We start from the raw sequence: 19,415 nt of genomic DNA on the forward strand, positions 1-19,415 counted from the left end.
CTTATCCCTTCAGGCGGGCGTTGACGGCATCGGCAACCACCGCGTCGTCCGCACCGGTGCCAAACGCGGCAACGATTGCGCCTGCCGTGTCTTTCGCCACCGCTTCGATGCTGTCGATCGCACCGGCCCGAATCTCGTTGATCGAGCGTTCCGATTCCGCGGCCTTCGCCGCAATCTCGGCATCGGCCTTAGCAATGGCGGCGTCCAGTTCAACCTGAACTTCGGCCCGCGCTTCGGCGATGATGCGATTGCTTTCAGCGCGGGCATCAGCCAGCGCCTTCTGATAGGCAGTCTCGGCCTCTTCCGCTTTCAGCTTCAGCTGTTCGGCGGCGGCGATATCGTCCATGATCCGACCCTGACGGTCAGCAAGAATGGACGCGATCCGTGGCAGAGCCACGCGCGACAGAATATAATAGAGCGCGCCAAGCGCGATAACGAGCCAGAAAATCTGGTTCGGGAAATGCGCGAATTCAAGCTGCGGCATTCCCGCAGACTGGGTCGCTGCGCTTCCGTGTGCAACCGCGTCAGCGGCGGAATGCGCGGTGCCTGCAGCCGCGTGCGTTGTCTCAGCCATGTCGTCCTCCAGGAACCTCGGGTCTTACACGGGCGGCCCGGCCATCTGGCCGAGCCGCCCGGGGGCAAGGATGGTTCAGGTGGATTACACAGCGAACATCAGCAGCAGGGCAACGAGGAACGAGAAGATCCCCAGTGCTTCTGCGAATGCGATGCCGATGAACAGCGTCGCGGTCTGGTCAGCAGCAGCCGACGGGTTGCGCAACGCGCCAGCAAGGAAGTTTCCTGCAACGTTGCCCACACCGAGGGCGGCAAGACCCATACCAATAGCCGAGATGCCGGCACCGATGAATTTGCCGAGTTCTGCGATATCGCCTTCCATAGACTTCTCTCCTTTATGGGAATGGCAGTAGTTTTGTCTCTGACCGTCAGTGATGCGGATGTAACGCGTCCTTGAGGTACACGCAGGTCAGAATAGTGAACACATAGGCCTGGATGAAGCACACCAGGATTTCCAAGCCGTACATCGCGACGACGCCGAGGATCGCCAAAGGCGACAAAGCGGCAAGTCCAGCGAAGGCGGCAAAAACTTTGATAACAGCGTGGCCTGCGGTCATGTTGCCGGCCAAACGAATGGAGTGGCTGACGGGGCGCACGAAGTAGGAAATCACTTCGATCAGGGCCAGCACAGGCCGCAGCGCCAGCGGCGCCGACTTAACCCAGAACATTCCCAAGAACGACGCGCCGTTCAGCACGAAGCCCAGAATGGTCACCGCCAAGAACACTGCCATCGCCAAGATCGCGGTCACGGCGATGTGGCTGGTGGTGGTAAAGGCCATCGGCAGCAGGCCAAGGAAGTTGGCGAACAGGATGAACATGAACAGCGTCATGATATAGGGGAAGTATTTCAGACCATCCCGGCCCGACACGTCCTCGACCATCTTATAAACAAAGCCATAGGCCAGTTCGGCAATCGATTGGGTCTTGCCCGGCACGACCCGGCCTTGCTTGGTGCCCAGCACCAGCAATGCGGCAATCGCGGCCACGGTCAGGGCCAGCCACAGGGTCACATTGGTCGGGGTGTACCAATGCACCGCACCGTCGCCAAACAGTGGCGACACGATAAACTGGTCCATCGGGTGAAATACAAGGCCGCCCTCAGATGCTTGTTCCGTCGCCACGTGTCGTTCCCCTTGCGTCCACGCCCCCGTTCAGAGGCGTCCTCGTTGTATCCAAACCGCCCCTCAGGGCGCCTCATCATCCGTATCCGGGGCATGTGCCCGGCCTGTGGTCTGCACCTCTTTGGCGGTGCGCATCATTGTCTTCACACCGGCGGCAAAGCCCAGCAGGGTGAAGATCACCAGAAAGATCGGAATCGTGCCAAGAAGCACGTCCAACCCGTAGCCAATTCCAAATCCGATCCCAAGACCGGCAACCAATTCCGTCACCATTCGCCAGCCAATATTGGCCTTGGAGTAATGCTCCTCTTGATGGGCCTTCGACGGCGGTGATGCCGCCGACTTGGCAGCCGCGATCCGATCATGAAGCTGCCGAAGCTGCTCGTCATCTGGATGCTGCGCCATTGAAGCCCCCTTTGAGGTTCGAGCGGACACTAGGCTGGCAGACACGCCGAGTCAACGCAGCCTGTCACCCTAACAACCCATTGATTTTAAAGGCGTCCAAAGGAGCATGCCGAAGCGTCGCACCCCCAAAATCGCAGCAATGATATTCAACCGCAAAGTTGAGCATGCCATCCGCCCTGCCCTTAGGCCTTCGGTGTCCGTCGCCGGACCCGCCGCCAAAGCCGCCCATCGATCAGCAACAGCCCAGCGAAAATGGCCAGCATTCCGATCAGATGATAGACCGTCAGATGTTCGTTCAGCAGCAACACCCCCAACAGAACCGCCGACAGTGGCGCAATGAAGGTCAGGGTCGAAGCGGTGGTGCCCCCCACTCGCGGCAGCAACCAGAACATCACCAGAAAGGCCATCGAGGTCAGAACAAAGCCGATCACCGCCAGTGCAATCCATGTCTCAGTCTGGGTGATTACCGGGACACCTTCGCGCCACAGCGCCAGCGGCGCAATGAACAGCGTCGCCAAGATCAGTGACCACGCCGTCATCACCGCGCGGTCCATTCCGGCAAAGCGCCGGATGTAATTCAGCCCAATGCCGTAACACAGCGGCGCCAGCATCGCCAAACACAGGGCCCACAGCGCCCAATCCCCGATCCCGCGCGCCGAGGGCAGCATCAGCAACACGATCCCGGCGAAGCCCACCGCAACACCAACTGTCTTTTGCGCCGTCGCCCGCTCTCCGCCCGGCCAGAAATGCGACACGATCACCACCATAATCGGCGTCATGGCATTGATGATCCCGGCGGCACTGCTGGTGATGGCCTGTTGCGCGAACGGATAGATCGCCAAAGGCAGCGCGTATTGAAACAGTCCAAAGACAAACAGCGACGCCAAAACCGGCAGTTGCACCCGCATCGACCGGCCACTGACCAGCACCCACAGCCAACACCCCAGCGCGCCAACCCCGACCCGACCCATGGACACCGACAGCGGCCCGATCTCGCGCAGCAGGATCGCGTTGAAATAGAAGGACGAGCCCCAAGCCAGCCCAAGCCCCCAGATGATGATCCAATACCGCAGTAACATGCTGTCCGCCCTTCGCGCGCAGGTGTCGTGGCCGTGGCATACGCCGATCCCGGCCCGCTGGGCACCCCTGTTCAGGCGCAGTTGCCTTTCCCGGCAACCAGCGTAGGTTGCGCGGTCATGGATCCCAGCCTCGATATCGTGTTTGCCGCCCTGTCCGACGCCACCCGGCGGCGCATCTTAACCATGCTTCTTGAAGATGACATGGCCGTCACCGACGTGGCGGAGCCATTCGAGATGTCCCTCGCCGCGATTTCCAAGCACCTGATCGTGCTGACCCGGGCCGGGCTGATCACGCAAGACAAGCGGGGCCGTGTCACGTGGTGCAAGCTGGAACCCCACGCCCTGCGCGGGGCCTCGGTCTGGATGCAGGGCTTTGGTCAGTTCGAACCGGTCGATCTGGATGCGTTTGAGCGGTTTTTGGAAACCGAACTTGCCCCCCTGCCCGATGCGCCGCCCCCCGCGGACGCCGCACCCGGCTAAGCGCCGCTCAGCTGTCGGGCCAGTCGACGGCCTTCGCCTTGATTCGGTTGACGATGGCCTGAACCTTCGGCGTCCGGTGCAGATCCACATGGGTGACCAGCCAGATATTGACTGTCCAGTCCGGACGCGGGGGCCGCACCTGCACCAGTTGCGGCAGTTTTGCCGCCTCCCAAGTCGAAATAAACCCCAGGCCGATCCCGGCCAGAACCGCATATTTGGTCGATTCGAAATCGCTGGCGGAAAACAGGATCTGTTCAGGTGGCACCACGCTGTCCATCCAGACATGAAACGGTGCGCGCGACGATACCCCAAGGCTTCCAACGAAACTGCGGCTCAGTAAATCTTCATCGGTCTCGGGAAATCCCGTCCGGTCGATATAATCCTGCGAGGCGTACAGCGCCGAACGCAACGGCGCCAGCGATTGCACCACATTGTCAGGCTCGTCCGGGGCGCTCATCCCGACGCGCAACGCCACATGCGCCTCGCCATATTCCAGCCGGAACACCCGCACATCGGTCATAAGCCGCACCCGCACATCGGGATGGTCCATCTGAAACTCGGCCAACACCGGTGCCAGCACCAGCGCCAGCCCCGGAATTGCAGTGACCACCAGTTCACCCGCCACCGCATCGCCGGTGCCGCGCAACCGCGCGCCAAGCTGGGCGAATTGCTCGTCGGTGGCCTGCGCCACCCGCAGCAGATCCTTGCCCGCCTCGGTCGCCGTATAGCCGCGGGCATGGCGCTGGAACAACTTCGTGCCCAACCGCCCTTCCAGCGCATCAATGTGCCGGATCACCGTCGCATGGTGCACACCCAACATTTCCGCCGCGCCCGACACCGTGCCCTGCTTGGCCACATGAAACGCGGTCCGGATTTCATCCCAGTTATCGATCGGTCTACTCCAAGTTCATCCGGCCCACCCGGCCCCGGGTTTGACAATGCAACAATTTACGCGGGCGGCAAGCGTTGACCCGCAAAAGTCGTTCGGCAATGACCACACGGCGCACCACTGTTCAAATACGCACAGCATATGCAGCACAGGCATCGAATAGCACATTCTCGCAGAGGCGTTATATCCATCCGCAACCCCGCCACCAAGGAGACCAACCGCCTCATGACCCATATCTTGCACATCGACAGCTCCGCCCGCGCCAGTAACTCTGTCTCACGCGACCTCAGCAAACGGGTGACCGATCGCCTGTCTGTGACCACGGGCGCCACCGTGACCTATCGCGATCTGGCCACTGGCCTGCCGATCATCACCGAAGACTGGGTCGGCGCAAATTTCACCCCGGCAGATGCCCGCAGCGATGCCCAGCGTGAACGGCTGGCCCAGTCCGACGCCTTGGTGGCCGAAGTCCGCGCCGCCGACACCCTCGTCATCGGCTTGCCCATCTATAACTTCAGCGTACCGACCCCGTTGAAATCTTGGATTGACCTGATCGCCCGCGCTGGCGTCACCTTCAAATACACCGAAACCGGCCCCCAAGGGCTGTTGTCCGGCAAACGCGCCATTCTAGTAGTTGCCGCAGGCGGCACAGTGGTCGGCTCCGAGATGGATTTCGCGACCAGCTATCTGCGCCACGTGCTGGGCTTTGTCGGGATCACCGATATTCAGATCGTCGCCGCCGACCAGATGAATGTCGACCGCGCGGGCAGCTTGGCCCGCGCCGATCACAGCATCAACGCACTGGCCGCATAACCGGCCGCCTCAGCGCGGTCAGGCGGCGCCGCGCTCCTGCATTTGGCTATGCGTTGGGTTCTGCCCCAAGGCATAGCCCTCGCCCCAGATCGTCGTGATGCAGCGTTCATCCAGTCCTGCGGCCCGGAACTTGGTCCGCACTTTGCAGATAAAGACATCGATGATCTTGGCCGCTGGCGGGGTTTGCCCGACATACAGTGCCTCTAGCAGCATGTCTTTGGTCACCACCGCGCCCCGGCTGTCAGCAATCATCTTGATCAGGAAAAACTCGCTTCCGGTCAGCACGACCTCGACATCGCCCAGACCGACGCTGCGCCGCGCCACGTTCAGGCGCAAATACGGACGGACCCGGCGCGGGGTCTTCGGCCCTGACCGCCGTTGGCGGGGTGCGACCGTCATCGCAGGCCTCCTTGGCGCTGCATTATTGCGACGCGACCGTCGTCAGTCGTCACCCTTAAACGTCTCATTTCGTTACCCCATCCACGGATCGTTCGTAAAACAAGACCGCCCTCTAGCGCAGTTCCGATCCCACTGTTACCCGTTCTTCATAAATGCGCTGCAATCCGCTTATGCGGTCTGGTTGGACCTCGGCGGCGGCCTGCGCTTGACACCGGGCGGCATTTCGCAGTACCAGCCAGTCAAATCCCGGAAGTATCTATGGCTTCCGGTCCCTGCATGGCAGGGATCGACACCGGTCAGCGCGTTGCGCCCACCGGTGCAATTCTGGTTTTCTGCGGCGGTTTCGGCCCTCGCACCGATGTATTTCTGCGGCGTCCTTGGGCCCCGCATTCGATGGCGAAAGGAGCGAGTGGCATGTTCGAGACCCTGAGCGAACGCCTTGGTGGCGTCTTTGACCGCCTGACCAAGCAAGGCGCGCTGTCCGAGGATGACGTCAAGACCGCCCTGCGCGAAGTCCGCACCGCCCTGCTAGAGGCCGATGTGTCGCTGCCCGTCGCCCGCGATTTTGTCAAAGCCGTTCAAGACAAGGCCACGGGCCAATCGGTCACCAAATCGGTGACCCCGGGCCAGCAGGTCATTAAGATCGTCCATGACGAACTGGTGCACTTTCTGGCCGGTGACGCCGCCACGGCAGGCGAGCTGAAGATCGACAACCCGCCATCCGCGATCCTGATGGTGGGCTTGCAAGGCTCGGGCAAGACCACCACCACCGCCAAGCTGGCCAAGCGCCTGTTTGACAAAAGTGGCAAGCGCGTCCTGATGGCCTCGCTCGATACCAACCGGCCCGCCGCGCAGGAACAGCTTGCGATTCTGGGCGTGCAGATCGGCGTCGATACCCTGCCCATCGTCAAGGGTCAGTCCGCCACCGAGATCGCCAAACGCGCCAAAACCCAAGCCAGCTTGGGCGGCTATGACGTCTACATGCTCGACACCGCCGGCCGTCTGCACATCGACGACGTGCTGATGGACGAGGTTCAGGCCGTTCGTGACATCACCAGCCCGCGGGAAACCCTGCTGGTGGTCGATGGCTTGACCGGTCAGGACGCCGTCAACGTCGCCACCGAATTCGACGGCAAGGTCGGCGTGACCGGCGTTGTACTGACCCGGATGGATGGCGACGGGCGCGGCGGTGCCGCCCTATCCATGCGCGCCGTCACCGGCAAGCCGATCAAGTTCGTCGGCCTTGGCGAAAAACTGGACGCGATCGAAGAATTCCACCCCGAACGCGTTGCGGGCCGGATCCTTGGCATGGGCGATATCGTCAGCCTTGTTGAGAAAGCCCAAGAAACCATCGAGGCCGAACAGGCCGAACGCATGATGAAGCGGTTCCAAAAGGGCCAATTCAACATGAACGATCTGCGCAACCAGCTTGAGCAGATGATGAAGATGGGCGGCATGGAAGGCGTCATGGGCATGCTTCCGGGCATGGGCAAGATGCAAAAGCAGATGGCCGAATCGGGTTTGGACGACAAAGTCCTGCGCCGCCAGATCGCCCTGATCCAATCCATGACCAAGAAAGAGCGTGCCAACCCTGCTCTGCTTCAGGCCAGCCGCAAAAAGCGGATCGCCAAGGGTGCCGGTCTCGACGTGTCCGAATTGAACCGACTTCTCAAAATGCACCGCCAGATGGCGGACATGATGAAGAAGATGGGCAAGATGGGCAAAAAAGGCATGATGCGTCAGCTCGGCGGCTTGCTCGGCGGCAAAGGCGGCATGCCCAGCCAAGCCGAGATCGCGGCGGCCCAACAGCAGATGGGTGCGGCCGGTGCTGGTGCCGGGGCGGCTCCCGCCGCGCTACCGGGCGGTTTTCCCGGCCTCGGCGGCGGCGCGGCTTTGCCCCCGGGCCTGTCGGGATTTGGCAAAAAGAAATGACCCTATCCTCACTGCATATGCCCCGCGCGGTCCGACAAAAGTCCGACGAAAGTCCGACAGATTTCCGACACGCGGTTTTGCCCGTTCGGAGGCTGCCATGACCGACGCCGTCACCCGCGCCGCATCGCTTCTCAAGGATCATCGCGACAGCATCGACCGGCTGGATGCTATCTTGGTCTACACGCTGGGCGAGCGGTTCAAACACACGCAGTCCGTGGGCCAGCTTAAGGCGGAACACGACCTGCCCCCCTCTGATCCAGCCCGAGAGGCGCAGCAAATCGCGCGTCTGGAACAGCTGGCACTTGATGCCAATCTCGACCCTGCCTTCGCCAAAGACTTCCTAAATTTTATCATCCGGGAAGTCATTCAGCACCATAACAAGCAGAAATCATAGGGGAATTCCCCTAGCACGCCATTCAAAGGAGAAAACCAAATGGCCATGAAAATTCGTCTCGCCCGTGGCGGTTCCAACAAGCGCCCGTTCTACCGTGTTGTCGCCTCCGACAGCCGGATGCCGCGCGACGGCCGCTACATCGAAAAGCTGGGCATGTATAACCCGCTCCTGCCGAAAGACAGCGAAGACCGCGTCAAGATGGACATCGAGCGCGTCCAGTACTGGATGTCCAAAGGTGCCAAGCCGACCGACCGCGTCAGCCGCCTTCTGGAAGCTGCCGGTGTTCTGCCGAAAGTCGAACGCGCCAACCTGAAAAAGGGCGTCCCCGGCAAGAAAGCCACTGAACGCGCTGCGAAAAATGCCGCCAAAGCTGCGGAAGCCGCTGAAGCTGCTGCTGCTGCTGCTCCAGCTCCGGCTGAAGACGCCGCCGCCGAATAATCACCGTCGCTTCGCGCCGACCGGTCTGATCCGGTCGGCGCGGGCAACGAAATGCCGATCTAGGCAGGAGGCCGCATGATCCGGCTGGTGATTTATCTGGTCTTGTTCACGACCGGCCTGTGGGCCGGAGCGAAATACGAACGCGCGATCTATTCCGACGCCTGCCATGCCGCAGGCGGATCGGTCGACCCGCGCCACTTCTGCACAGGCGCACCCTAATGACTTCACCTTTGATCTGTGTCGGCGCGATCGCCGGGTCGTTTGGCGTCCGGGGCGAGGTTCGCCTAAAAAGCTTTTGCGCCGATCCCCTCGCCATCGGCGATTACGCCCCACTGACCACCGAAGACGGCAGCCGCAGTTTCACGGTGCAAATCACCGGTCAGATCAAGGATGGCTTGGCCGCGCGCCTGTCCGGCATCGCCACAAAAGAAGCGGCAGATGCCCTGAAAGGCCTGCGCCTGTTCGCCCCGCGCGACCGACTGCCCGGCCTGCCGGATGACGAATTCTATCATACCGATCTGATCGGACTAGAGGTCGTCGATACCGGCGGCCACATCCTTGGCCGGGTCAGCGCAGTGCTGAACCACGGAGCCTCGGACTTGATCGAGGTTCAAGGCAAGGGCCTGAAAGACGGTCTTTTGTTGCCCTTCACCCAAGCGGTGGTGCCGACGGTAGACCTGACCGCAGGCCGGATGGTTGTGGATCCCCCGGAGGGCGCAGTGCCGGACCGGGCGGGACCGTCCGGGACCGCGACATGACCCTGCCGCCGAAGTCCCACGGCCGCAAGGCAATCTATGCCAGCCCAAAACCACGCGCCCTCATGACCGACCGGCCTGAACTGGCCGGGGCATGGGCCGCAAAAGTCATCACTCTGTTTCCAGAGGAATTTCCCGGAGTTTTAGGCGCGTCCCTGACCGGAAAGGCCTTGCAGGAAGGGCTGTGGCAACTGGACACCATCGATCTGCGCCAATTTGGCGAAGGCCGGCACCGCAATGTCGACGACACCCCTGCGGGCGGCGGTGCGGGCATGGTGCTGCGCCCGGACGTGCTGTCCAATGCCCTGACCCATGCGGCAATCGGCACCCCGGCGGATCGCGGGCTCTGGCCGATCATCGCCCTCAGCCCGCGCGGCATCCCCTTCACCCAAGCCATGGCGCAAGGCCTCAGCCGCGCCCAAGGAATGACCCTGATTTGTGGGCGTTTTGAGGGGTTTGACCAACGAGTTCTGGATTCCTACGGTGTCATCGAAGTCTCGCTTGGCGATTTCGTCATGACCGGCGGCGAGATCGCAGCTCAGGCCTTGATCGACGCCACGGTCCGCCTTATACCGCAAGTCTTGGGGAATCAGGCTTCGGTAGAAGAAGAATCTTTTTCTGCTGGTCTGCTTGAACATCCGCAATACACGAAACCTGCTCTTTGGGATGGCCGCACGGTCCCTGACATTCTCCTGTCGGGTCACCACGCGAAAATTGCCAGCTGGAGGCAGGACCAAGCCGAAAGGCTAACAAAGGAACGTCGCCCTGACCTCTGGCGGGCTTACTGTGCAGCGCATGGTAGGGACCCGGACGGAGACCAAGAGCTCTAGGGGCGCATCAACGTCGCGGACAACCGCGCCACAGTAAGGATGATAGCGATGAATCTGATCGCGCAACTGGAAGCCGAGCAAATCGCTCAGCTGGGAACCACGGTTCCTGACTTCAGAGCGGGTGATACCATCCGCGTCGGTTATAAAGTGACCGAAGGCACCCGCACCCGGGTCCAGAACTACGAAGGCGTTTGCATTTCGCGCAAGAATGGCGCGGGCATTGCCGGATCGTTCACGGTCCGCAAAATTTCTTTCGGTGAAGGCGTGGAACGTGTGTTCCCCCTGCACTCGACCAACATCGACAGCATCACCGTCGTCCGTCGCGGTAAAGTGCGTCGCGCCAAGCTGTACTTCCTGCGGGATCGTCGCGGCAAGTCGGCCCGTATCGTCGAAAAGACCAACTACAAGCCCTTGGCCGCGCAGGCCGGGTCCGACGCATAAGGACGCCCGAGATGAAAACCGATACCCATCCCGATTACCACTCGATCACCGTAAAGATGACCGACGGCTCCACTTACGAGACGCGCTCGACCTATGGCAAGGAAGGCGCAACTCTGGTGCTTGACATCGATCCTTCGGTGCACCCTGCCTGGACCGGCGGCAACACTCGCCTGATGGACACCGGCGGCCGTGTGTCGAAGTTCAAGAAAAAGTACGAAGGTCTGGGCTTCTAAGCTTACGACGTTCTTTAAGATCGAAAGGCCCGGTGGCATTACGCCCCGGGCCTTTTGCGTTCTGGAAGACCTTGCCCGGAGCTTAGCCCGGCACGTCCCCGGCGGCCAAGGCCAGCCCCGTGACAACGGCGGTCAATGCGTCGGAATATTCCAGCCGCGCCGCAGGGAATTCATCCCGGATCGCATCGCTGACCACCGCCATCAGGCTGGAGCCGCCGACAAAGATGACCCGGTCGATGGCCGACGGTGCGATCCCGGCCAAATTCAATGTTTCGCGGGCACAAGTCCGAATGCGCGCCACGTCCTCGGCCAAAGATTGCGCCAGATCGGTCTTGGTCAGCGGCACCGCCAGACGCGGCTGAACAACCTTCAGATCAATGATCGCTGCATCGCGCTCGGGCGTGTTCGCCGCGATCTTGCCCTTTTCGACCGCGAAGGCGACATCATGGCCCAGATGATGCTCTAGGACCGTGCCCAGCCGCGCGAACTTTTCCGGGTTCACGGCCAGTTTTTCCATCCGGGCCACATCGCGCTGCAATTCACCGGAATAGAGAAAGGGGATTTTCTCCCAGCTTGCCAGATCCTGAAACAGATGGCCCGGGGCCCGCAGCACCCCCGGCCCCATTTCCTTGCGCAGGTCCGATCCGCGTCCAAACAACGGCATCACATGATCAACGCTTAAGCTTTTGTCGAAATTGGTGCCGCCGATGCGCACCCCGTGGCTGGCCAGAATCTCAGTCCCCGAAGCGCCGCCGCGGAACACCGAAAAATCCGAGGTGCCGCCGCCGATATCAACAATCAAGGCCAACGTGTCAGTGTCCAGCGCACCATAGGCCCGTGCCGCCGCCTCTGGTTCGGCCAAAAACCGGATATCGCGGAAACCCGCATATTCATAACAGGCCGTCAGATCAGCCAGCGCTTGCGCGTCCCGCTCGGGGTCGTTGGTGTGAAAATGAACCGGACGCCCCGACACGACGCTGTCGAAACTCTGGAAACACGCCGCCTCGGCCCGCGCTTTCAACGTGGCCAGAAACCGGCCAATGATATCGACGAAGGTCAGACGCTCGCCTTGGATATGACGGGACTCGTGCATCAATGGCGTGCCCAGCACCCGTTTGAGCGACCGCATGAACCGCCCTTCCCGCCCTTCTATCAAGGCGGCATTGGCGGGCGAGCCATAGAGCGCCCGGCGCAGCGACGGATCGAAGAATACCGAGGTCGGCAAGGTCTGGCCGCCCGGCTCTACATCGATCAGATGCGCCTTGCCATTCACGGTCAGACCGACCGCAGAATTCGAGGTTCCGAAATCGATGCCAAGGGTCGATTGAGACTGCGGCAGGGTCATGGGGATGGGTCTTTCTGGGCAGGGATAGACGGCAGGGCTTCAACAAGAGCCGCCTTCTAAAGCACCGGACACCCGGCCTCAACCACTGCCGAACATGCCGCTTGGGCGCACCATCCGGCACGATATGTCCGATGTGTCTTCCCAACCCTATTTCCACAACATATAGGTAGGGAACAGCCAGAGCATATCCCGGACCCCGGGCAAGACAGGAGCGCCCGTGGCCTATATCGTCGTCGTCGGAAACGAAAAAGGCGGGTCGGGGAAATCCACCACGTCCATGCATATTGCGACTGCTTTGGCGCGAATGGGCCATCGGGTTGGCGGGCTGGATCTGGACCTGCGTCAAACCAGTTTCGGGCGCTATGTGGAAAACCGCGAAGCATTCTGCGCCCTTGAAGGCCATGACCTGCCCCGGGTCCATTACCTACCCCTGCCCGAGGTCGATCCGGCCAGCCTGACCGAGGGGCAGAACATCTATGACATGCGCCTCGACGCGGCGGTCAGTCAGATGGAAGATAAGGTCGATTTCCTGCTGATCGATTGCCCCGGCTCCCATACCCGGCTCAGTCAGGTCGCCCATTCCTTGGCCGATACGTTGGTGACGCCGCTCAACGACAGTTTCATCGACTTCGATCTGTTGGCGCGGCACGATCCCGCCACCGGCAAAATCACCGGACCATCGGTCTATTCCGAAATGGTCTGGAATGCCCGCCAGCTGCGGGCCCGGGCCGGTCTTAAGGCGATGGACTGGGTGGTGATCCGCAACCGGATGGGCCGCCAGCAGATGCACAACAAGAAAAAGGTCGGTGACGCGCTGAACGATCTGTCAAAACGGATCGGATTTCGGGTCGCGCCGGGCTTTGCGGAACGGGTGATCTTCCGCGAGCTCTTTCCCCGTGGCCTGACGCTGTTGGATCTGCGCGACATCGGGGTCGGAAGTCTGAACTTGTCCAATATCGCAGCCCGGCAAGAAGTCCGCGATCTGATCAACGCGTTGAAACTGCCCGGCGTCAAAGCCGACTTCTAAAGCCTGCGTCCGGCGATCATCGGACTAATCCAGAAGCCGGCCATCCCGAGAGGCCAAGATCGCCACGGGACGGGTCGCGTCGAACGCTGACAACACGATCAGCAGGATCGCGGTCATCGGCACCGCAATGATGGCCCCGATCAATCCCCAGATACTGGTCCAAATCAACAGCGTGCACAGCACGACCACCGGGCTCATGTTGAAAGACCGGCTCATCACGCGCGGTTCCAGCCAGTTGCCGACATAGACCTGCGCAATGGTCAGCAGAACCAGCGTCGAGATCACCTCGGCCCAATCGCCGGTCAGCAGCATGTCATAGCCAACCACCACGGCGACCCCCATCAGCGACCCGACATAGGGGATGTAATTGAACAGACCGATCAGGAACGCCCAGAATACAGCATTCTCGATCCCGAGCAGCCACATCGCCCCATAGGACAACACCGCCAGCACCGCGTTAATCAACGTCTTGGTGAACAGATAGGTCACCACCTGTTCGTTGATTTGGTCAAAGATTTCCCGCGCGGTATCACGCTCACCGCCGTCCACCAGCACCAGATCGATCTTGTTGGACAGGGTTTCCCGCTCGGCCACCATGAAGACCACATAGGTCCCGACCAGCACGATATAGCCGCCCGCGCTGACCACCGTTCCGAACAAGTTCAGCGACAGGGTCGCCAGATCAAGCCGATCCTGCACCATCATGCGCATGGTTTCCCACGACGGCTGATCCACCAATCCCAACGCATCGCCGACGCTAGCCATTAACCGCAGAATATTGCCCTGATAATCGACGCCGGACAGGGCAATGTTGCGCAAATTGGTCACCGCGATCAGGCCAATCATGGTCAAGGCCGCGCCAAAAATCAGCACCACCAACAAATAGACCAGCCAGAACGGGCAATGCTTAAGCAGCGACCAGCGCCGCATGGCCTTGGTCGCCCCGACCAGCACATAACTCAGCATGATGGCGATCACGATCGGCAGGATCACCGTTCGCCCGTTCACCATGCACCAGATCACCAAAGCAACGAAGGCAGTCAGGTAGAACAGGTTACGCAGTGGCATGGGCGATCGGTCTCCGGCGGCATCAGGGTCTTCGCTCAATCCGTGCGCCCCAACGATCCCAGAGGACAAAATCACAACCGCCCGTATGCGTCCAGCCTATGCAGCCACGCACGTCGGGGTAAGGGCCACTTCCGTACCGCGTTCAGTCGGTGTCGCGTACCACCAGAACCGAACAGGGGGCATGACGCACCACATGCGCGGCGTTGGGGCCAATGACGTAATCACCGAGGTTCGGGCGATGCGATCCCATGACAATCAGCGACGCCGTGTCCGCCTTGGCCGCCTTGATCACCTCGTCATAGACCCGGCCCGTGGCCACCACATGGCGCACCTCATGGTCGACCTCTTCGCCCAGCGTCTCTGTCACCATTTTGGACAGTTGCGCCCGCGCCTTGGCTTGTGCGTTCTCACGGAAATTGGCGGGGAAATAGCCGCCAACCATACTGCTGCCGAAATCGGGCAAGACCGTCATCACGTCCAGCCGCGCCCCATCCAGCTGCGCCAGTTGCAGCGCCCGTCGCAGCACCGGCTTTTCGTGATCTGTACGATCCAGATCCAAAGCGCAGATAATGATCCCGCTCATGCCAGTGCCTCCTCTTGCCGGGCGGCGCGTCCCCGTTGAAGCCAAACAATCCCCATCAACAACAGCAGCGCCGGAATAAAGACCAGATCCTTGGGCAATTGCGCCGCCGGGGCTTTGACCTCGGTCACCACCACCGGATCATCACCATAGAAGTCAAAGCCACTCATGACATCTGCGTAAGGCGTGCCGAACATGGGCTCGTCAAGCTTGGTCAGACCGTCCTCAGCCAGCACGATCAGGCCAAGGTCATCCAACCGCTCCGGGCCCGTTCCGTCGCCCGCGACCGGCAGAACCAGCGTGGTCGACTTTTCGGTGCCGGACATGAAGTCCGGGCCGCTGACCACGATCCGCATCTCGCTGCCTGCCGTGGCCTCGCCGATCGCAGTCTCCATCTGCGCCGGCGGCACCATGTGATACGGCGGCGTAATCCGGTTCATGATGAAATCCGGTCGGAACAGGCAGAACGCGATCGCCACCAACAACACACTTTCGATGATGGTATTGCGGGTCAGGAAGTAGCCCATGGTCCCAGCGGTGAAGACCAGGATTCCGATTGCGGCGACGACAAAGACCAAAGTGCCCTGCGCCCAGCCCACATCGATCAACAACAGATCGGTGTTGAAAATGAACATGAACGGCAACATGATGGTCCGAAGCGAATAGAAGAAAGCAACGAAGCCGGTCTTGATCGCATCGCCCCCCGACACCGCCGCCGCCGCGAAACTGGCAAGGCCAACTGGCGGTGTCACATCCGCCATGATCCCGAAATAGAACACGAACAGGTGGACGGCGATCAGCGGCACGATCAGCCCGGACTGTGCGCCCAAGGTCACGATCACCCCGGCCATCAGCGAACTGACGACGATGTAATTCGCCGTGGTCGGCAGTCCCATTCCAAGGATCAACGACAAGATCCCAACCAGCACGAGCATGGCAATTAGGTTGCCGCCCGACAGGAACTCCACCAGATCGGCCATCACCTGTCCGACGCCGGTCAAAGTGACGGTTCCGACGATCACGCCCGCCGTGGCCGTGGCCAGTCCGATGCCAATCATGTTGCGCGCGCCGTCGATCATGCCCTGAAGTAGATCCACGACCCCAAGCACGAATTCGTTAGCAATCTCAGATTCGCCCCGGAAGATCGCTTTCAACGGCTTTTGGGTCAGCAGCATCACAAACAAAAGCGACGCGGCCCAGAACGCCGACAGGCCGGGCGATTTCTGTTCGATCATCAGGAAATAGACCAGCACGATGATCGGCAGCAAATAGTACAACCCGGATTTGTAGATCTCGGCCACCACCGGCAATTCGATCTGTTCCGCGTTGGGATCATCCGGCATCAGATCCGGCCCGCGCGATGCCAGATACAGCAGCGCCACATAGGCCAGCATCACCAGCAGCGCCAAAATCCAGCCCGCGCCCTCAGGCACCATTGACGAAATCCACCGCACCGGGAATTGCACCCCATAGCACAGCACCGCGAAACCGACGAAAAAGGCCATCATCCCGCCAATGGTCTTGGCCATGGATGTCGCCCGGTTGCCGAGCGTCGGCATGTTGCGCTTTACCGCCTCCAGATGGACGATATAGACCAGCGCGATGTAGGAAATGGTGGCAGGCAGGAAGGCGGCCTTGATCACCTCGACATAAGAGACGCCGACATATTCCACCATAAGGAAGGCCGCAGCCCCCATCACCGGCGGCATGATCTGGCCGTTGACCGAACTGGCCACCTCGACCGCGCCGGCTTGTTCGCGCGTGAACCCGACCCGCTTCATCAGCGGAATGGTAAATGTGCCCGTGGTCACCACATTGGCAATGGACGAGCCCGAGATCAGGCCCGTCGCGGCCGAGCCGACCACAGCCGCCTTGGCCGGACCACCGCGCAGGTGCCCCAAGGCGCCAAAGGCCATCTTGATGAAATAGTTCCCGGCCCCCGCCTTATCCAGCAAAGCGCCGAACAGCACGAACAGGAAGACGAATTTGGTCGATACCCCAAGGGCGATCCCGAACACGCCCTCCGAGGTGATCCACATATGGCTCATCGCTTTTTGCAGCGAGGCCCCTTTCCAGCGGATCACTTCCGGCACGACCGGGGACGATCCGAAGAACACGTACAGCAAAAAGATCGACGCGATGATGGCCATGGCGGGGCCAAGGGTCCGACGCGCCGCTTCAAACAGCAGCACCAGACCGGCCAAGGCGAACCATTTGTCCGTATTGTCGGCAAGTCCGCCGCTGGCAACGATCTTGTTATAGAAGAAATAGCCGTACATCGCCAGAAATGCGCCAATCACCGCGAACGCCCAATCCTGATAGGGAATGCGGTCGCGCGGGCTGGATTTCAAAGCGGGATAGGCGAGAAAGGCAAGGAACATCGCGAAGGCCAGATGAACCTGGCGGGAGTTATTGATCAAAGATCCGGGCAGGATGTAATTGGATACCGGCGATGCCAAAACCACCTGAAACACCGACCATGCCACGGCCACCAAAGCCATAAACAGGCCGATTGGCCCAGCTGGGGTGCGGGCGCCGGAATCGGACGACGCGACAAGGTCTTGTAGTTCGGCCTCTGACAGTTGTCCCTTGGCGCTATCCTGCATCGCACGCTCCTTCGCAGCGGATCTGGGTGGCCTCAGGGCGCCCAATCGGGCGCCCTGAAACGTAGGTTACGGGTGGATGTTACTCGATCCAGCCGCGTTCTTTGTAATATTTCTCAGCACCGGGATGCAGCGGCGCGGACAAACCAGCGGAAATCATTTCCTCTTCCTGCAGGTTGGCGAAGGCCGGGTGCAGGGTCTTGAAATCGTCGAAGTTGTCGAACACCGCTTTGACCAGCTGGTACACGGTCTCGTCGTCAACGGCGGTCGAAGAAACGAAGGTCGCGCCAACCCCGAAGGTCACCACATCTTCATCGCTGCCCCGATACATGCCACCGGGGATGATCGCCTTCCGGTAATACGGGAATTCTTCGATCAGCGCTTCAACTTCCGGTCCGTCAACGGTGACAAGTACGGAATCGCAGGCTGTGCTGGCTTCTTCGATCGACCCGGACGGGTGACCAACGGTGTAAACCATCGCATCGATCTGATTATCACACAGCGCCGCCGACTGCTCAGCTGCCTTCAACTCGGTCGCGAGAGAGAAGTCGCTGGTGCTCATCCCTTTGGCTTCCAACAACACCTCAATGGTGTCCCGCTGGCCCGAACCGGGATTGCCGATATTGACCCGCTTGCCTTTGAGATCGTCAAAGTTCGTCACGCCGGAATCGGCGCGCGCCACCACGGTGAACGGCTCAGGATGGACCGAGAAAACTGCGCGCAGTTCCGGGAATGGCCCGGCATCCGCGAAGGAACCGGTGCCGTTATACGCGTTGAACTGCACGTCCGACTGCGCAACGCCGAATTCCAGCTCGCCCGCGCGGATGGTGTTGATGTTATAGACCGAACCGCCGGTGCTTTCGACCGAGCAGCGCAATCCGTGTTCTTTACGGCCTTTATTGACCAGACGGCAAATCGCGCCACCGGTCGGATAATACACCCCGGTCACACCGCCGGTCCCAATTGTGAAAAACTCTTGCGCATAGGACGCAGGCGCACCCAAAGCGCCCGCGACTACCATCATTGCGCCAAAGGACAACGAAGCCTTCATTCGCGTAACTCCCCAAAATACCTAGAGTTCCTTTCGGCGATGTTTCGCACGAAAGGACATTCTAATTGTCGATCCCGGAAGCATGGCCCGGGACATGAAAGAATGCAACGGCTGCGTAATCCACTGCGGAAAATACCGCAAGCGTTTGATATATTGAAACAATATCGGACCATCCCTTGCATTTCAGGGGAAAGATTTACGTATGGTTACCCGGTCATAACTGCTTATTTTGCCACCAATGCATCTTGAAATGCCAAACTGTTGCGCATTTCCGAACGACCCACCCCCCGGCGCGTTGCGCGAGAGGATGGGAGATGGGTCAGGTCTGCGACAGCAAAATCCGGCAAGCGGGGTTTAGTTTTCCGCGCCCATTGCCGCCATGCCGCGCTGCATGATCCGCTGCTGCGCCGCCTGCAATTCGGGTCCAACCAGCGACATTGCCGCCGCCATGAAGGGCTGCATCTTGTCAAGAACGCCCAATCCCTCTGGCGTGCGATAGAACGCATCCAGCGCCTGCAATTCGTCCAAGGTAAAGGTTTCGGCGGCGGCCTCGACCATGGCGTCTTCCAGTGGCTCGCGCACGGTTACCAGTTCTTCTGAGGCAATCGTGCCAATCTCAACCACCAGTTCCGGCGGCAGATCAGGGCTAGAGGACCGAACCTGTTCGACCACCGTTTCCGGCGACAGCAGCCGGTCGATCATCGCCTGTTGTCCGGGGCTGGAAATATACGACTCCGCCGCCGCCCGCAGCGCCGCCATGTCCTCGCCTTGGGCGAAGGCAACGCCAAGGCCGGGACCTGCCATAAGCACCGTGGCAAGGCAAAGGCGTGGCAAAAACTGTCTGACTATCATCTCAGGCTTCCTCAAAGGGATGGAAAATATCGCGTCGCGGTCCATGCACCATCCGGCGCTTGGCCACAAAGCTTCCCCCAGAGCCGCCGGAATGGAAACCCCCAAATGGG

Annotated in this window: 24 protein-coding genes; 11 read left to right on the plus strand and 13 right to left on the minus strand. The window is 60.6% G+C overall.

The window, feature by feature from the left end; all coding sequences use genetic code 11:
• Position 1 precedes the first annotated feature (1 nt).
• From BV911_RS01075 to BV911_RS01095, 5 genes are all read right to left on the minus strand, one after another.
• The gene (locus tag BV911_RS01075) at positions 2–574 is read right to left on the minus strand and encodes a F0F1 ATP synthase subunit B' (protein ID WP_086051726.1); all 573 of its coding nucleotides are present in this window, start codon (positions 572–574) and stop codon (positions 2–4) included.
• An 84-nt stretch (positions 575–658) separates the two neighbouring features.
• The gene (locus tag BV911_RS01080; RefSeq protein ID WP_086051727.1) at positions 659–895 is read right to left on the minus strand and encodes a F0F1 ATP synthase subunit C; all 237 of its coding nucleotides are present in this window, start codon (positions 893–895) and stop codon (positions 659–661) included.
• 46 nt (positions 896–941) lie between these two features.
• On the minus strand, positions 942–1,694 hold the full coding sequence (locus BV911_RS01085; RefSeq protein WP_086051728.1) for a F0F1 ATP synthase subunit A: 753 nt from the start codon (positions 1,692–1,694) through the stop codon (positions 942–944).
• A gap of 63 nt (positions 1,695–1,757) precedes the next feature.
• Complete coding sequence (locus BV911_RS01090; protein ID WP_086051729.1) at positions 1,758–2,096, minus strand: AtpZ/AtpI family protein; 339 nt, start codon at positions 2,094–2,096, stop codon at positions 1,758–1,760.
• Between the two features lie 182 nt (positions 2,097–2,278).
• The gene (locus BV911_RS01095) at positions 2,279–3,175 is read right to left on the minus strand and encodes a DMT family transporter (RefSeq protein ID WP_086051730.1); all 897 of its coding nucleotides are present in this window, start codon (positions 3,173–3,175) and stop codon (positions 2,279–2,281) included.
• Positions 3,176–3,292: 117 nt separating this feature from the next.
• On the opposite strand from BV911_RS01095, the gene BV911_RS01100 reads away from it, so the two are divergent.
• Positions 3,293–3,655: a helix-turn-helix transcriptional regulator gene (locus tag BV911_RS01100; protein ID WP_086052010.1), complete on the plus strand. Its 363-nt coding sequence runs from the start codon at positions 3,293–3,295 to the stop codon at positions 3,653–3,655.
• Positions 3,656–3,662: 7 nt separating this feature from the next.
• Here the strand turns inward: BV911_RS01100 and BV911_RS01105 are convergent, their stop codons facing one another.
• Entirely contained in the window at positions 3,663–4,547 is an 885-nt protein-coding gene (locus tag BV911_RS01105) for a LysR family transcriptional regulator (RefSeq protein ID WP_086051731.1), read from the minus strand.
• A 222-nt stretch (positions 4,548–4,769) separates the two neighbouring features.
• Between BV911_RS01105 and BV911_RS01110 the strand changes: the two genes are divergently transcribed.
• On the plus strand, positions 4,770–5,357 hold the full coding sequence (locus BV911_RS01110; RefSeq protein ID WP_086051732.1) for an FMN-dependent NADH-azoreductase: 588 nt from the start codon (positions 4,770–4,772) through the stop codon (positions 5,355–5,357).
• A gap of 18 nt (positions 5,358–5,375) precedes the next feature.
• Here BV911_RS01110 and BV911_RS01115 read toward each other — a convergent pair whose 3' ends face one another.
• Positions 5,376–5,756 carry a winged helix-turn-helix domain-containing protein gene (locus BV911_RS01115; protein ID WP_086051733.1) on the minus strand — a complete coding sequence of 127 codons (381 nt, stop codon included), beginning with the start codon at positions 5,754–5,756 and terminating at the stop codon, positions 5,376–5,378.
• Positions 5,757–6,170: 414 nt separating this feature from the next.
• Between BV911_RS01115 and ffh the strand changes: the two genes are divergently transcribed.
• The 8 genes from ffh to rpmE all read left to right on the plus strand — a co-directional run bounded on the left by ffh (position 6,171) and on the right by rpmE (position 10,779).
• Entirely contained in the window at positions 6,171–7,688 is a 1,518-nt protein-coding gene (gene ffh, locus BV911_RS01120; protein WP_086052011.1) for a signal recognition particle protein, read from the plus strand.
• 97 nt (positions 7,689–7,785) lie between these two features.
• Complete coding sequence (locus tag BV911_RS01125) at positions 7,786–8,082, plus strand: chorismate mutase (protein WP_086051734.1); 297 nt, start codon at positions 7,786–7,788, stop codon at positions 8,080–8,082.
• Positions 8,083–8,121: 39 nt separating this feature from the next.
• Positions 8,122–8,520, plus strand: coding sequence for a 30S ribosomal protein S16 (rpsP, locus tag BV911_RS01130; RefSeq protein WP_086051735.1), 399 nt, complete (start codon positions 8,122–8,124; stop codon positions 8,518–8,520).
• A 75-nt stretch (positions 8,521–8,595) separates the two neighbouring features.
• Positions 8,596–8,739, plus strand: a complete 144-nt coding sequence (locus BV911_RS19505; RefSeq protein WP_168183948.1) for a hypothetical protein — start codon at positions 8,596–8,598, stop codon at positions 8,737–8,739.
• Positions 8,739–9,278 carry a ribosome maturation factor RimM gene (rimM, locus tag BV911_RS01135; protein ID WP_086051736.1) on the plus strand — a complete coding sequence of 180 codons (540 nt, stop codon included), beginning with the start codon at positions 8,739–8,741 and terminating at the stop codon, positions 9,276–9,278. Before BV911_RS19505 ends, rimM begins: the two co-directional genes overlap by 1 nt.
• Positions 9,275–10,105 (plus strand): tRNA (guanosine(37)-N1)-methyltransferase TrmD, encoded by an 831-nt coding sequence (gene trmD / locus BV911_RS01140; protein ID WP_086051737.1) that lies wholly within the window; start codon positions 9,275–9,277, stop codon positions 10,103–10,105. The genes rimM and trmD overlap by 4 nt, the downstream gene beginning before the upstream one ends.
• Before the next feature lie 48 nt (positions 10,106–10,153).
• Entirely contained in the window at positions 10,154–10,546 is a 393-nt protein-coding gene (gene rplS / locus BV911_RS01145) for a 50S ribosomal protein L19 (RefSeq protein ID WP_086051738.1), read from the plus strand.
• Positions 10,547–10,557: 11 nt separating this feature from the next.
• Complete coding sequence (gene rpmE, locus BV911_RS01150; RefSeq protein WP_086051739.1) at positions 10,558–10,779, plus strand: 50S ribosomal protein L31; 222 nt, start codon at positions 10,558–10,560, stop codon at positions 10,777–10,779.
• 82 nt (positions 10,780–10,861) lie between these two features.
• Here rpmE and BV911_RS01155 read toward each other — a convergent pair whose 3' ends face one another.
• Entirely contained in the window at positions 10,862–12,124 is a 1,263-nt protein-coding gene (locus tag BV911_RS01155) for an Hsp70 family protein (RefSeq protein ID WP_086051740.1), read from the minus strand.
• 217 nt (positions 12,125–12,341) lie between these two features.
• Between BV911_RS01155 and BV911_RS01160 the strand changes: the two genes are divergently transcribed.
• Positions 12,342–13,151: a division plane positioning ATPase MipZ gene (locus BV911_RS01160; RefSeq protein ID WP_086051741.1), complete on the plus strand. Its 810-nt coding sequence runs from the start codon at positions 12,342–12,344 to the stop codon at positions 13,149–13,151.
• 24 nt (positions 13,152–13,175) lie between these two features.
• Here BV911_RS01160 and BV911_RS01165 read toward each other — a convergent pair whose 3' ends face one another.
• The 5 genes from BV911_RS01165 to BV911_RS01185 form a co-directional block, all read right to left on the minus strand.
• The gene (locus tag BV911_RS01165; RefSeq protein ID WP_086051742.1) at positions 13,176–14,219 is read right to left on the minus strand and encodes an AI-2E family transporter; all 1,044 of its coding nucleotides are present in this window, start codon (positions 14,217–14,219) and stop codon (positions 13,176–13,178) included.
• A gap of 142 nt (positions 14,220–14,361) precedes the next feature.
• The gene (locus BV911_RS01170; protein WP_086051743.1) at positions 14,362–14,802 is read right to left on the minus strand and encodes a universal stress protein; all 441 of its coding nucleotides are present in this window, start codon (positions 14,800–14,802) and stop codon (positions 14,362–14,364) included.
• Entirely contained in the window at positions 14,799–17,405 is a 2,607-nt protein-coding gene (locus BV911_RS01175) for a TRAP transporter permease (RefSeq protein WP_086051744.1), read from the minus strand. Before BV911_RS01175 ends, BV911_RS01170 begins: the two co-directional genes overlap by 4 nt.
• A 79-nt stretch (positions 17,406–17,484) precedes the next feature.
• Entirely contained in the window at positions 17,485–18,453 is a 969-nt protein-coding gene (locus tag BV911_RS01180) for a TAXI family TRAP transporter solute-binding subunit (RefSeq protein WP_086051745.1), read from the minus strand.
• A 354-nt stretch (positions 18,454–18,807) separates the two neighbouring features.
• The gene (locus BV911_RS01185; protein ID WP_168183949.1) at positions 18,808–19,305 is read right to left on the minus strand and encodes a DUF2059 domain-containing protein; all 498 of its coding nucleotides are present in this window, start codon (positions 19,303–19,305) and stop codon (positions 18,808–18,810) included.
• Positions 19,306–19,415: the final 110 nt, after the last annotated feature.

The sequence above is a fragment of the Pseudoruegeria sp. SK021 genome (assembly GCF_002119405.1).
In the GTDB taxonomy this organism is placed as follows: Bacteria; Pseudomonadota; Alphaproteobacteria; order Rhodobacterales; family Rhodobacteraceae; genus Meridianimarinicoccus.